Below are 13,500 nucleotides of genomic sequence, written 5' to 3'. Positions count from 1 at the left end.
CCTTCGTCTTTGGATCGCAGGGGGGCCGCGTCAGTGGCATCGACTATCAGGGCATGGGGGCTGGCGTTGCTGCTCCTCGTGGCGGGGCTCATGCCGCGCACGGCCCTGGCCGCACCTGTCGACCTGTACCCTTCGATGTGCAGCGCCGTCCTGCCCGATAGAGCGATGGATGCGGCGATCGACCGCGCGCCGTATCGGTGCGGCGTGGACGCCCCCAGCCGGGGCGGCCCATGGCTGTGGCTGCGGCTCGATCCGTCGCGGCTGGCCGAACTGCCCGGTGGATGGAGCCTGTTGGTTGATCAGACGCGTTTCGATCGGATCGCGGTCCTGGCGCGGACCGAACGGGGGACGGTGCGCCTGGTCCGGGCGGCATCGGAGCTGAGCGATCACGGGGCCCCTGGGGGCCTGCTGAAATTCACTATTCCGCCGCCGGGTCGCGAGGTGCGCGGCCTGTATATCGGTTTCCGGCACATCGACGACCTGTCGCTGATGCGCAAGATCATCGCCCGACCGGGATCGACGCCGACCGGCGTGGACGTCGCCTGGTTGGTGCTGATCGGCCTGTTCGCGGGCACGTTGTTGTCGGCGCTGCTCTACAATCTGGTCATCCACACCGGAAAGCGGCATCCGTTTCAGCGTTGGTATATCTTCTGGGTAACAGTGTCGCTGGCCTATGGCCTGACCTGGTCCAACACGGCGATGCTGGTGTTCCCGCAACTGGTGGGGCCGCTCGCGGTGCGGTTGGATTTCGTGCTGGTCGGGCTGATGGTCGCGGGCGGGAACATGTTCCTGTTCGCGGTGATCGAGGAGGGCGTGCTGCCGCGCTGGCTGATCCGCTGGGGGCGGTGGCTGGCGGCGGTCGGCGCGGTGCTGGGCTTCGTGGCGGCGGCCGACCAGTGGCTTCTTCCCGTGCTGACCGACCGGCTGCTCAACTATGCGATCGCCGGGACCGCGCTTTCGATCGCCTTGTCGTGCGTCATCGCGGTGCGACGGGGCAGCCGGGTCATCTGGTTCTATATGATCGGTTGGGGACCGGTGATCTCGGTCTTCGTCGCGAGGCTGATCCGCAATCTGGGGTTTGCGCCGCAGAACGATCTGGTCGACATGGCGACCTTCGCCGCGCTCGCCTTCGAGGCGCTGGTCCTGTCGCTGGCGATCGCCGACCGGTTCCGCCTGATCCGGCAGGAACTGGACCAAGCCCGCCAACGTCGCGAGGTCGACCTGGCCGAGGCCAAGGCGCTGCGCTCCGCTGCTCAGACCGATTTCCTGACCGGATTGGGCAACCGTGCCGCCTTTCAACAACAGGCGCAGGCGCTGATCGCGGAGGCCAAGCCGTTCACCCTGTTCCTGATCGATGTCGATTATCTGAAGGACGTGAACGACCGGCTGGGCCATGCCAGTGGCGACGTGCTGCTGCGCTATGTCGCGGTGGCGCTCGCGGGAGCGGTGCGCCCCCTGGCCGATATGCGGGTCGCGCGGATCGGGGGGGACGAGTTCGTGATCCTGTGCCCCGGCGAACCCTTGATCGAGGCGGTGCTGGTCGAGGCGGTGTCCGCCATTCAGGGCGAGTGCTGGAGCGCGGGCGATCCGGGCTGTACCCTGTCGTTCAGCATCGGTGCGGCGCGCTTCCCCGACGATGCCCAGGCGCTCGATCTGCTTTACCAGAATGCCGATCTGGCCCTGTACACCGCCAAGCGGCAGGGGCGTGGCCGCTATATCCGCTACGACCCGGTGCAGCGTCGCCTGCGCGACCGGCAGTTGGCGGTCGTGGGCGAGGCGGAGGGGGCCTTGGCACGAGGTGAATTCTCACTCCATTTGCAGCCCATCGTCACGCTATCGACCGAGACGGTGTGCGGTTACGAGGCACTGTTGCGCTGGGACCACCCGCTGCACGGGCTGATGACTCCGGATCATTTCGCCGATGTGCTGGTCGCCGAGCGGATCGGGATGCGGATTCAGGATCATGTGCTGGATATGGCGATGACCCTGCTGCGCGATTCCGGCGAATGGCTCGGGGTGCTGAGCGTCAATTTCACTTCCGCCCAGCTGTCGGGGCCGCGTGCGGCGCGCCATGTCTTGGACCGGATGGCGCATCACGGCATCGCGCCCCAGCGGCTGTGCGTCGAGGTGACCGAGGGCGTGATGCTGGACCGCGCGGCGGACAGCATCCTGGCCAATCTGCGCGAACTGCACGATGCGGGCGTCAGCATCGCGCTCGACGATTTCGGCACCGGCTATGCCTCGCTGGTCCATCTGCGCCAGTTGCCGGTCGACCGGATCAAGATCGATCGCTCCTTCGTCGCCGAACTCGACCAGCCCGAGGACGGGACCTTCCCGATCGTCAGCGCGATCGTCGGGCTGGGCACCGGGCTGGGCAAGGTGGTGGTGGCCGAAGGGATCGAGTCCGAGGTACAGGCCCTGCGGCTGCGCCAGTTGGGATGCCAGCTGGGACAGGGTTTTCTGTATGGCCACCCGACCCCTCATGTGGCCATGGCGGGCGGCATGATCCTCCCCTTGGTCGCTACAGGCTAGGGCCGCGCCCGAACCGCGCCCGCTCGAACCACCAGACCAGACCCGCCAGTGCGAGGAAGCCGAGCAGCCACGGCCAGGACTCACCGGGACGCGGTGACGAAGCATAAGCGGGGCGCATGTCCCCCCCCTCGCGGACCAGCGCCAGCGTCGCGTCGCGCCGTTCGGCCGCCGCCAGACCAATCGGCAGGGTGGCGCGGACATAGAAGGGCCATGCGTCCTTACCCCGGCGCAGCACATGCCATCCGTCGACCCGGGGCCAGTAACCCGCGCAACCGAGCGTCGCGGGATCGGGCAGCAATCGCACAGCCTGCCCATTCGGCCTCACCAGCGTGTCGCCCGGCTCCAGCCCGCAAAGCGCGGTCCGTTCTCCCCGATGTGCCAGCGGGTCGAAACGCGGTGATGGCGCATTCCCGGCCCGCGCCAGGGTGGCGATCATCCGGATCCATAGCTCGCCATAGCTTTCGCCATGCCCGGCGGTCACCAGACCGGCGGCGTCGGTGACCAGCCAGACGCCGACCCGCCCGCGCCCCAGCGCCCGCCATGCGGCTAGTTCCGCCCCGGTCGCATCGTTCAGCAGCGTCTGGGTATCGCCCGCGCCGATCCGTGCGATACGGCGCGTCAGGGTCGGCAGGGCTTTGCCGTCACGTCCCAGCAACCGGACGGGCGCGGTCGCGACTCCGCCCGACAGGGGCAGGCCCAGGGCCGCGCCATAGCCCGACGGCACCGGCCCGGTGACGCGCAGCAGCACGCCCATACCGCCGCGTACCGCCGCCGCGACCGCCGCCCACTCGCCCGCGCCGAGCCCCGCCCAACTGCGTTCGTCCAGGATCAGCAGGTCGACCTTTGCCAGTCCGCTGACAGTCAGGGGCGGCATCGGATCACCCAGATCCAGCCCCGCGCCCAGCGACACGCGGACGACCGGATTCAACCCCGCATCACTCGCCCAGCGTCGCCAGAACTTCACCTCCGGCCCCGGTGCGCCGCCGAGCAGCGTCACGCGCAGGCCGGGTTCGGCGGCGGTCCAGACGGGGATGTCCGTGTCGGACACGGCGTCGCCGCGCGGACCCCGGCTACGCAGGCGGAACAAGGCCACGCCCGGCACGCGCGCGAGACCCTCCAGCGTGAACCGGCCTTCGCCATCGAGTGGTGCGGCGGCGATCTTCGCACCCGCCGGATCGAGCAGCTCGACGCTGCCCCCACCCTCGACCTGGCCTGACACACGGAACACACTGCCCGGTGCGGTCCGATCCGGTGGGGTGAACGCGACCATTCCCTGCGGCAGCGGCAAGGGGGTGAACGCGATTGCCAGCCCGTGCGCCACAGGCCGGTCGCGCGCCTCCAGCCCTTCGCCCCGGATGCGCAGACGGCGGATGCCGGGATGGCGGCGCAGCGCGGTGGCGAGGTCGGGCGCCTGTTCGATCCCGCGCGGCCCTCCGGCCTCGGGCAGGGCGACCGTCTGCCCGCCAGCAGCCGTTCCGCCCCGGGTCAGGACGGTCAGCACGTCCGGCTCCGCGAGGCGTGTCGATGGCGGTGCCAGCGTCAGGTACAGCAGGACGGCCAGCGCGGGCTGGGCAAGCAGCAGCAGCGCGACGCGCCAGCCGCGCGAGCGCTCGCCCGCGCGCGACTGTCGCCAGCCGAGGCGGACCCACGCCACCAGCACGGCCAGCGCCAGCAGGGCGGGCAGGATCATTGCGCTCATCGGCCGGTCCCCCGCGCCAGTGCATCCAGATAGCGCGCGCCGCTCTGCCCCGCGCCATCGCGCCGGGCCGCGCCGACCGGCGGGCGGGGAAGCGCGCCCCAGACCAGGCCGCGCAGCCGGACGCGGCACGGCTCGCACCCCGGATCGCGCCGCAACCGGTCGAGCGCATCGTCCCAGGCCAACGGATCACCGACCCGCGCCCGGTTGGCCCGGAACCAGCGGGTCAGCGGCGTCAGGTTCGTCGCCACGCCCGGTGTCCCATCGATCGCGGCCCAGGCCGCCCCTGCCTCACTATCGATCGGCAGGGCGGACAGCCCGGGATCACCCGGCGCGATATCGTCGCGCTTGCCGGTCAGGCGACGGGCTTCGTCGATCGGGGGCAGTTCGCTGCCGCCGACCTTGGCCAAGAAGACGCGGGTCGCCTGCTGCACCTGCTTGATCAGCACCAGCGCGCGGTTGGCGAAGGGCAGGGCGCGGGCGGGCTCGCCACCGCGCAGCGCGCCTTCCGACTGCCACATCTGGTCGACCGCCTGGGTCAGGCGGGCGCGGGTTTCGGGATCGAACAGGGTCGCGGCCTCGCCCTCGTCATGCTTGTGGCCGAAATCGCCCAGCACATCGTCGTCCTTGCCCAGCGTGGTCGGCGCGGGGTCGCTGGTGGGCAGCTCGGTCCCGTGCATCTCATGCTCGCCGCCCAGGAACTGGCCATAGCGCAGGCGGAGCGCGGCCTGATCCTCGCCGATCGCCAGGCTGCGCTGGCGGAACCGCTCGGGCGACAGGCGGCCGCGCTCGCGCAGCAGCGCTTCGGTGTCGATGATGACCTGGCGCTGGCTGCGGAGATAGGCGGGCAGGGTGGCGCGCAGCGCGCCGTCAATGCCGGTGCCCTCCGACACGGACGGGGGCAGGCGGCGCAGGATCAGGCTGGGGCTGCGCACGATATGCGGGCCGGGGTTGCGCCCGTCGCGGACGGTCAGCTGCGCGATCAGATCACCCGGACCGTTGAAGCCGAGCACGGCGAGGTCGAGGGTCGTGGAAAAGCGTCGTTGCCGGGGATCGCCGCCGCCCCGTAGGCGCAGATGATGCTCGCGAAAGCTGACATTCTCGCCCTCGCCCGCTGCGACGGTGATGGTCAGGTCGGCCTGGGCGACGACGCCGTAATCGTCGGTCGCCTCGAAGACCAGCGGCCAGCCGCGCTGTCCCGCCGTGGCGATGGACAGGGTTTTGGCTGGCGCGCGCACGGTCACGACGGGCGGCTGGTCGACGATCGCCTCGATCCGGTGGCGGCGGCTGGATACGGGCGCGATGCGATAGAGCATCGAGGCGGTGAGGATCGTGCTAGCCCCCCAGCGTTCGCCCGTCCTGGAAAGAGGGATCGCACCGCCGCCGAGGATGGCGAGCGAAGCGCCGCTGGGTTCAGGCGCAAAGGCCAGCGTCCAGATCAGCCGCGACCCCTGTGGCACTTTAGCATCCAGCTCGCCCAGATCGCGCGCGGGCAGGCCGGTATAGGCGGGCGGCACGATGCGCAGGCGCTGGCCGACCAGCCGGGCCATGCCGGGGGCGGTGGGTGTTTCCTCACCGCTCGGTGCCAGAGTGTCCGCCATCCGCTGCATGGGCCAGAGGAGCAGGGCAATGGCGATGGCAAGGCCAAAGGCCCAGGCCAGCGCCAGCGTCCGCATTGGCAGGGGCGGGCGCAGATCGGGTGGCGGGACGGCATCGATCCGCGTTTGCAATCGGTCGCGTTGCAGGACCTGCAGCGGGCCGAGCGTGGCGGGGGCGCTGAACAGCAGCTCGGCGCTATCCTCGAGATCGGGGCGCAGACCATTCCATGCGCGGATCAGCCAGATGTGTGTCAGGCGCTGCGCATGGTGGCGGGCGACCAAACCAGCCACGCCGATGGTCAGCAGGCCAAGGATTGTCGCCACAACCGGCCCGAACCAGCGCAGCGCCGCCGCCGTCACGACCGCCAGCACCGGCGCGGCGGCGAGCATGACGATCAGAGCCGCACGCCGCCGGGCGGGACGGAGCCAGTCTTCCGCGATCATGGTCCGGGCCATCGCCGCCGCGCGGTGGCGAGCCAGCGTTCGAGGAGGAACAGCGCCCCGACGATCAGCGCGATGACGTCACGCCATTCGCGCAGTGGTGTAGGGCGAAAGCCTGGCGGCGCACCGGTGTCGGGGGCGATATCGTGGGCATAGGCGCGCGTCGGTGTCGGTGCCGGGCGGATCGCGCTGCGCAGACGGTCGGGGAAATCGGGTTCGAGCAGCGCGGGCAACCGTGCGGGCGACAGGGGCACGGTGAACCGGAACAGCCTGCCCTGTCCCAGCGGCGTCAGCTGAAGAAAGGCGCGACCCTGGCCATCGCGCGCGGCGGTGACGACAGGGCCGGGCGGTGCTGTCATCTCGGCCGGAACGATCGCCGTGCCCCCCGCGCGGACCCAGGCGACCAGCTCGGCGGGCATCGCACCGCGGCCCAGCCAGGCGAGGGGCTTACCGCGATCGGGTAGCGGCGCGGTGAGCGCGGCGATGTCGACGGCCCTGCCCGGCGCTTGCCAGGCGGCGGCGACGGCGGCGAGATAGCGGGTGTCGCCGCGCCCCTGTGCCGCCCGAATGGTTAGGGCGAGCGGTGTCGGCGTGGCGGGTCTGGGTGCTGGCATACGGCCCGGCACCATCCGCCAGTCGACCGCGCGCGACAGGCGCGGCACCTGCGCATCGGCGCCCTCGATCACCTCTGGCACGAGCACACGGACCGGCACGCCGGGCGGCAATTCGCTGTCCAGCTGCCGCACGAGGCTGGCGACCGGAACGATGGCGGGCGGCGCGGGGCCGTCCAGCGACGGAAAGCCGGGGGCGAGCCAATGCGCGTCGCTATCCTCGGTTCGCCACCGAGCGGCCGGCGTCGCCGCGATACCCGGCACGACATAGAGGCGCGGGCGCAGATCGGGGGCCGCCGGGGTCACCGGCCGCGCCAGCCAGAGCGCCAGCATTGCCAGCAGCAGCAGCCGGACGATCAGCAGCGGCCATTCCTCGAAACGCGGACGCTGGCGGGGGCGGGGCTTGGCGCGCAGCCAGCGGAGCGCGGCGAAGTCGGTCCGCCGCTGCTCGGTCCGCCGCGCCAGATGAATCAGCAGCGGCAGCGCCAGCGCGGCCAGGGCGACCAGCGCCATGGGGGCGAGCAGCGTCGGCATCACCCTCCACCCCGCCCGAACAGGCGGCGCAAGGGCGCGTCGAGCGCTTCGTCGATGACATGGGTGGTGTGGCGGACGCCGCTCGCCTGCAATTCCGCCGCCAGGGCCGCGCGGGCGGCGGCGAAGCGTTCGAGATATTCGGCCCGCAACGCGGGCGCATCGCCGAGCAGTTCCTCGCCCGTCTCGGGATCGCGGAACAGATGGCCGCCTTCGAACGCAAAGTCCCGCTCGGCCACGGTCAGCAGCTGGATCGTGAGCACCTCGCGCCCCGCCGAGGCCAGTCGGACGGCGAGCGCCGCGGCGGCTTCGTCGAAAAAGTCGCTGAGCATCACCACCATGTCGCGCGCGGTGATCCGGTCCCAGAGCGGGGTCAGCGTGGCGGGGCCGGGAAAGCCGCCGCCGATGGGGATCGTGCCCAGCTCCAATCGCAACCGGTCGCGCTGGCGGGTGCCGTTGGCGGGGGTGGCGACATGCAGTCCGCCTTCGCTCAGCCAGACCCAGCCGAACCGATCGCCGCCCGCCAGCGCCAGCTCGGCCAGTGCCGCCGCCAGCCCCCGCGCCGCCCCGATCCGCGTCGCGCCATCGGCATCGGCCTGCGCCATCGACGCGCTGGCATCGACCATGATCCACAGGCGCAACGGGCTTTCCCGCTCCGCCTCGCGCACGAAGAAGCGATCGGCGCGGGCATAGAGTTTCCAGTCGATCTGGCGCGGCTCGTCACCGGGTTCGTAGGGGCGATATTGCGCGAACTCCAACCCTGCGCCCCTACTGCGGCTGGCATGCAGGCCCAGTCCGTCGCCGCCCGCCAGACGACGCGAGACGAGGCGCAAGGATGACAGCCGGTGCCGGACGGCCGGCGGGATGGGGTCGGCGCTCACCCGGCTCAGGCGTCGAGCGGTAACGCGGCCAGCACGCCCGCGACGACATCGTCGGCGCTCTTGCCCTCGGCCTCGGCGGCGAAGGACAGCAGCAGCCGGTGGCGCATGACGGGGGCGGCCAAAGCCTGGACATCTTCGCGCGTCGCGGCGAGCCGCCCGTGCAGCAGCGCGCGCGCCTTGGCCGCCAGCACCAGCGACTGCCCGGCGCGCGGTCCCGCGCCCCAGCGGACATAGTGCCCGACGATCGCGGGCGCGCCCTCGCCCGGCCGGGTCGCGCGGACCAGCCGGTTGATCCAGCCGAGCAGGTCGGCGGACAGATGCACCTCGCGCACCAGATGCTGGATAGCGACGATCTCCGCGCCGTCCATCACGCGCGGCACGGTGGCGGTCGCCGACCCGGTGGTCTGCGCCAGGATCGCGGCTTCCTCCGCCTCGGACGGATAGCCGACCCGGACGTGCAGCAGGAACCGGTCGAGCTGCGCCTCGGGCAGGGGATAGGTGCCCGCCTGCTCCAGCGGGTTCTGCGTCGCCAGCACGAAGAACGGCTCGGGCAGGCGGTGGGTGACGCCCGCATAGCTGACCGTCTTTTCCTGCATCGCCTCGAGGAGCGCGGCCTGGGTCTTGGGCGGTGTGCGGTTGAGTTCGTCCGCCAGCAATAGGCTGGTGAAGATCGGCCCCGGCTGGAAGCGGAAATGACGCTTGCCGGTGCCGTGATCCTCCTCCAGCAGCTCGGTGCCCAATATGTCGCTGGGCATCAGGTCGGGGGTGAACTGGATACGGCGGAAGGGCAGGTCGAGCGCCTGGCCGAGACTGCGCACCAGCAGCGTCTTGCCGAGCCCCGGCACGCCCTCCAACAGGCAGTGGCCGCCCGCGATCAGGCCGATCAGCAGCTGCTCGACCACTTCGGCTTGGCCGATGATCGCCTGGCCGATCGCGTCGCGAAGGCCGGTCAGCCGCGCCAGCTTGTCCTGGATATCCGCCTCGGTCATCGGATCAGGCGCTCAGCGCATAGAGCGCGATGTTGACGGCAAAGCGGGTATTGTCGACCGCCAGGAAACGCTTGTTGCGCCAGTCGTAGTCCCATTCGCAGCCATAATCCTTGTTGGAGTAGAGGACGCCCAGCCGCCCGCCGATCGCGATGCCGCGCAGGTAATCATGCACCAGATCGTCGCCCCAGCCATTAAGCTCGAGGCCCGTCGGCGGCGGCCCGGTAAACTTGAAGAAACGGCGGTAGATGGGGTGGGTGTTGGGCAGCTTGGCCAGCGCACGGGGGCCGAAGATCGCCGCCATCTGTCGCTCGAACGACTTGGCGAACAGCCCGTCGATATCGTGGTTGCAGTCGTCGACCAGCACGAAGCCGCCATTGCGCACATAGGTGGCGAAGTTGCGCTTCTCGGCCGGGTTGAACTCGACCAGCTTGTGCCCGGCAAGGTAACAGAAGGGCGCGGTCAGCATCTTCGGATCGGCGAGCGCGACGACATGCTCCTTCGGATCGACGCGCAAATTGGTATAGTCGATCAGCGCGGTGATCATGTTCGACGGCATCCGCCGGTCGACGTCCCAGTCCCCGCTTTCATAACGCAGCCGGGTGAACCAGAAGTCGTAGGCAGGCGCGGCCGACAGGCGCGTCGGCAGCAGGGTTGCCGCCAGCGCGCCCATCAGGAACTCGGCGCGGGTCACGCCGCGATCGGTCATGCCGCGCCCGCCGCCATCACACCGCGTCGGACAGCGAGGTGAAGGTGAAGTCGCGCAGCCGCATCGGTGGCAGCACCATCACCAGCGAGGATTCGTCGCCCGCCACGCGCACCGGCTTGCCCAGCTCGTCGATATTGTTGAGCATGATCACCGGGCTTTCGTTGAAGCGCAGGTTCTTGATCGGATATTTGATCTCGCCATTTTCGATATAGAAGGTGCCGTCACGGGTCAGGCCGGTCAGCAGCACGGTCTGCGGATCGACCATGCGGATATACCAGGTGCGGCTGACCAGGATGCCGCGCTCGGTGGTGCGGACCAGCTCGGCGGTCGACTTGGTGCCGCCCGCCATCAACAGGTTGCCGGGACCTGCCACCGGCTGCTTCCCCTGCTTCTGCGCCCAGTAGCGCGAATATTCCAGGTTCTGGACCTTGCCGCCGGTGATGATCGGCATCTTCTGGCGCGGCAGATAGCTGCCATTGTCCCAGGGCAGCACGGCGGCACCTGGGGCCCAGGGATCGGTCGCTATATCGACCTGCGGCCCGAACACCTGCTCGCCGATCTTGTTGCCGCCGCCCTTCTTCGACAGGAAGCTGCGGCCTTCATCGGCCGAGCGTGCGTCGAAGAAATTCATCATGAACGAGATCAGGCCCGCCGCCGCCGCCGGTTCCAGGATGACGGTGTATTTGCCCGGCTCGATCGCCTTGGCGTCGACCGACGCGGAAGCCTTGCGCATCGCGGTGCGGATATCGGTCCCGGCGTCGAAACTGCTGGCGTCCTGGACGTTATGCCCGACCCAGCCCGACCCGCGCCCATCTTCGGTGCGGACGGTGCAGGTGTAATCGAGCCCGGTCGAGCGCTGATAACCTGAATTGCCCTTGTTGTTGGCAAAGGCGACGAAGCTCTGCCCATCCTCCAGATACCCCGCCGCGACCAGCTTGCCCGCCTTGCACGGGGTGATCGAGGCGGCGGCGACCTGCGCCCGGTAATCGGGGGTGATCGCGGCGGTCGCGGGGCTGAACGTGTCGCTGGCGCGATAGGCCTGCTTGCCGATCGGGGGCATATATTCGGGGTTCTCGGGCGCGAGCCGGGCGAGCTCCTCGGCGCGACGCACCACGCGCTCCAGCGACGCATCGTCGAACTGGTTGATCGTCGCGACCCCCGACCGCTTGCCGAACGCGACCTCGACCGCCAGGTCGGCGGTATCGACGATGCCGCTGGTCGACACGCCATTGCGCGCGAAGCGGATATTGCCGGTGACCGATCCGCTCAACTGCGCAGTGCAGTCATCGGCCTTGGACATCGATACGGCCTTGGCGCAGATCGCGCGGGCCTGTTCCTCGGTGAACATGGTCATGGGTGGATTCCTCAGCCGAGCGCGCGCGCGGTGTTGATGACATTGACGCCGTTGAAGCGCGCCGTGGACGAGCCATGGCTGACCGCCGACACCTGCGATGGCTGGCCCTTGCCGTCGAAGAAGGACCCGCCCAGCCGGTAATCGCTGCGGTCGCACACGCCGACGCAGCTATTCCAGAATTCGGGCGTGCGGATCTGATAGGCGACATCCTCGATCTGCCCGGTGATCTTGCCGTTCTTGATCTCATAGAACAGCTCGCCGCCGAACTGCGCGTTATAGCGCTGCTGGTCGATCGAGAAGGAGCCGTCGCCGATGATGTAGATGCCGTTCTCGACCCCTGCGATCATCTGTTCGGGCGTCATCGCCGCCTTGCCGGGTTGCAGCGAGACGTTGGCCATGCGCTGGAACTGCACCGAGGACCAGCTGTCGGCATAGCAGCAACCGTCCGATGCCGTCTTGCCCATCATGTGCGCCTGGTCGCGGATGGCCTGGTAATCGACCAGCTTGCCGTCGCGGATCAGGTCCCACTGCTTGGTCTTCACGCCCTCGTCGTCATAGGCGACGGCGCCGAGGCTCCCGGGCTGGGTCTTGTCGGCGACGATGGTCACCTGCGGGCTGCCATATTGGAAATGCGCGGCGAGCTTGTCGGGGGTGGCGAAACTCGTCCCCGCATAATTGGCCTCATAGCCCAGCACGCGGTCGAGCTCGAGCGGGTGGCCGACCGACTCATGGATGGTCAGCCACAGGTTGGACGGGTCGAGCACCAGGTCGTACTTGCCCGGCTTCACCGAGGGCGCGGTCAGTTTCGCGCGCGCCTGCTTGGCGGCGAAGACCGCATCCTCGCGCATGTCATAGCTGTTGCCATAGACGACCGCGCCGCCCGGCAGGGTGCGCTTGTCGGCGGCGTTGCCGTCCAGATACTCGAAGCCCATGCCCCGCGGCGAGGACAGCCCCTCGCGCGTGCGGAACTTGCCGGTGGTCTTGTCGACCGCCGTCACCGTCATCGGTGCCCAGATGCGGTGCACGTCCTGATCGATGTACGACCCGTCGGTCGAGGCGAAGTATTTCTGCTCGTTCACGACGAACAGGATCGAATTCACGAAGTCCGCGCCCGCACCCGTCGCGGCGGCGTTGACGCCCAGCAGCAGGTCGGCCTTGTCCTTGATCGGCACCGCCATCGCGTTCTTTACGATGGGCGTGCGCCACGACACCTCGCCGACGCCCGTCACGGGGGCAAGCTGCACGGGCTCCGACTGGATGCGGGCATTGGCCTTGGCGATGGCGGCGGCCTGGCGCGTCGCGGCGGCGACGCCGTCGGGCGTCAGGTCGTTGGTCGCGGCAAAGCCCCAGGCCCCGCCCGCGATGACACGGATACCCGCGCCGGTCGATTCGGTGTTGACGACATTCTCGACATTCTTCTCGCGCGTCACCACGAACTGGCGCAGGTAACGCCCGACACGCACGTCGCAATAGCTGCATCCGGCGCTCTTGGCGGTGTTCAGCGCCACGTCGGACAGCCGCTTCTTCAAGCCGACGTCCATGGTGGACAGCAATTCCTCGGCGGCGATCGCCCGGCCCGGAAAGGCCCCCAGCAGCAGGGCGCCCAGCCCCGCGCCGCTGGCGGCCATGAAGTCGCGTCGATGCACTATCTCATCTCCCCCGCCCGGCCCTTCGCCAGGTCCCTGGGCGTGATGGTTGACCAACACAGCCTGTCGGTCAAGCGCTTAATGGGGCCGCATCGGGCGTGGCCGCGCGCCAGGGAAAGTGTCTAAATTATCGGGAGTTACCGGGACCGGTCTAACGCCGGTCGGGTATCGGCCTCAGCATCGTCGCCAGCGTCAGTCCGGCGGCCAGCTGCACGAGTCCATAGGCGCGTCGTCGCCCCGGACGCCCGGCAAAGGGGCGGACCAGTCCATCGACCGCCGCCACCTCCGACCGCCACAGATCGACATGCCGAACGGGCTGGAGCAGGCCCAGCAACCCGTCGCCGATCATGAAGACCGCTGCCATCTCGGCGGAGCGGCGAAGGCCGACTTTGGTCGTCTCGTTCATGGAAATGCCTTCCGAAATCGCTTCAACGCATGACGAAGGATGTGGGGGACATGTCGACAAAGAACCCTTCTCACATACGCAAACCATGCAGAGCCAACGCCACCCCGGC

The 13,500-nt window shown here is 69.3% G+C and carries 10 protein-coding genes; 1 reads left to right on the top strand and 9 read right to left on the bottom strand.

Annotation, left to right across the window (positions count from 1 at the left end):
* The first annotated feature begins 33 nt into the window (after positions 1–33).
* Entirely contained in the window at positions 34–2,532 is a 2,499-nt protein-coding gene (locus SSA01S_RS06790) for a putative bifunctional diguanylate cyclase/phosphodiesterase (protein ID WP_061779767.1), read from the top strand.
* On the opposite strand, the gene SSA01S_RS06785 is transcribed toward SSA01S_RS06790, so the two are convergent.
* The 9 genes from SSA01S_RS06785 to SSA01S_RS06745 form a co-directional block, all read right to left on the bottom strand.
* Positions 2,522–4,231 carry a carboxypeptidase regulatory-like domain-containing protein gene (locus SSA01S_RS06785; protein WP_156477694.1) on the bottom strand — a complete coding sequence of 570 codons (1,710 nt, stop codon included), beginning with the start codon at positions 4,229–4,231 and terminating at the stop codon, positions 2,522–2,524. The genes SSA01S_RS06790 and SSA01S_RS06785 overlap by 11 nt on opposite strands.
* Positions 4,228–6,270 carry a DUF4175 family protein gene (locus SSA01S_RS06780; protein ID WP_167348895.1) on the bottom strand — a complete coding sequence of 681 codons (2,043 nt, stop codon included), beginning with the start codon at positions 6,268–6,270 and terminating at the stop codon, positions 4,228–4,230. Before SSA01S_RS06780 ends, SSA01S_RS06785 begins: the two co-directional genes overlap by 4 nt.
* Positions 6,267–7,412 carry a BatA domain-containing protein gene (locus tag SSA01S_RS06775; RefSeq protein ID WP_206378940.1) on the bottom strand — a complete coding sequence of 382 codons (1,146 nt, stop codon included), beginning with the start codon at positions 7,410–7,412 and terminating at the stop codon, positions 6,267–6,269. Before SSA01S_RS06775 ends, SSA01S_RS06780 begins: the two co-directional genes overlap by 4 nt.
* A complete protein-coding gene (locus tag SSA01S_RS06770; protein WP_061779763.1) occupies positions 7,412–8,290 on the bottom strand; it encodes a DUF58 domain-containing protein in 879 nt (292 codons plus the stop codon). Before SSA01S_RS06770 ends, SSA01S_RS06775 begins: the two co-directional genes overlap by 1 nt.
* A 5-nt stretch (positions 8,291–8,295) precedes the next feature.
* The gene (locus SSA01S_RS06765; protein WP_061779762.1) at positions 8,296–9,279 is read right to left on the bottom strand and encodes an AAA family ATPase; all 984 of its coding nucleotides are present in this window, start codon (positions 9,277–9,279) and stop codon (positions 8,296–8,298) included.
* Between the two features lie 4 nt (positions 9,280–9,283).
* Positions 9,284–9,985 carry a DUF4159 domain-containing protein gene (locus SSA01S_RS06760; protein WP_061779761.1) on the bottom strand — a complete coding sequence of 234 codons (702 nt, stop codon included), beginning with the start codon at positions 9,983–9,985 and terminating at the stop codon, positions 9,284–9,286.
* Between the two features lie 16 nt (positions 9,986–10,001).
* Entirely contained in the window at positions 10,002–11,339 is a 1,338-nt protein-coding gene (locus tag SSA01S_RS06755; protein ID WP_061779760.1) for a TldD/PmbA family protein, read from the bottom strand.
* Between the two features lie 11 nt (positions 11,340–11,350).
* The gene (locus SSA01S_RS06750) at positions 11,351–12,985 is read right to left on the bottom strand and encodes a TldD/PmbA family protein (RefSeq protein ID WP_061779759.1); all 1,635 of its coding nucleotides are present in this window, start codon (positions 12,983–12,985) and stop codon (positions 11,351–11,353) included.
* 151 nt (positions 12,986–13,136) lie between these two features.
* The gene (locus SSA01S_RS06745) at positions 13,137–13,391 is read right to left on the bottom strand and encodes a hypothetical protein (RefSeq protein WP_061779758.1); all 255 of its coding nucleotides are present in this window, start codon (positions 13,389–13,391) and stop codon (positions 13,137–13,139) included.
* Positions 13,392–13,500: the final 109 nt, after the last annotated feature.

Source organism: Sphingomonas sanguinis NBRC 13937 (assembly GCF_001591005.1).
Taxonomy (GTDB): domain Bacteria; phylum Pseudomonadota; class Alphaproteobacteria; order Sphingomonadales; family Sphingomonadaceae; genus Sphingomonas; species Sphingomonas sanguinis.
This window is presented reverse-complemented; position numbering and strand designations above follow the sequence as displayed.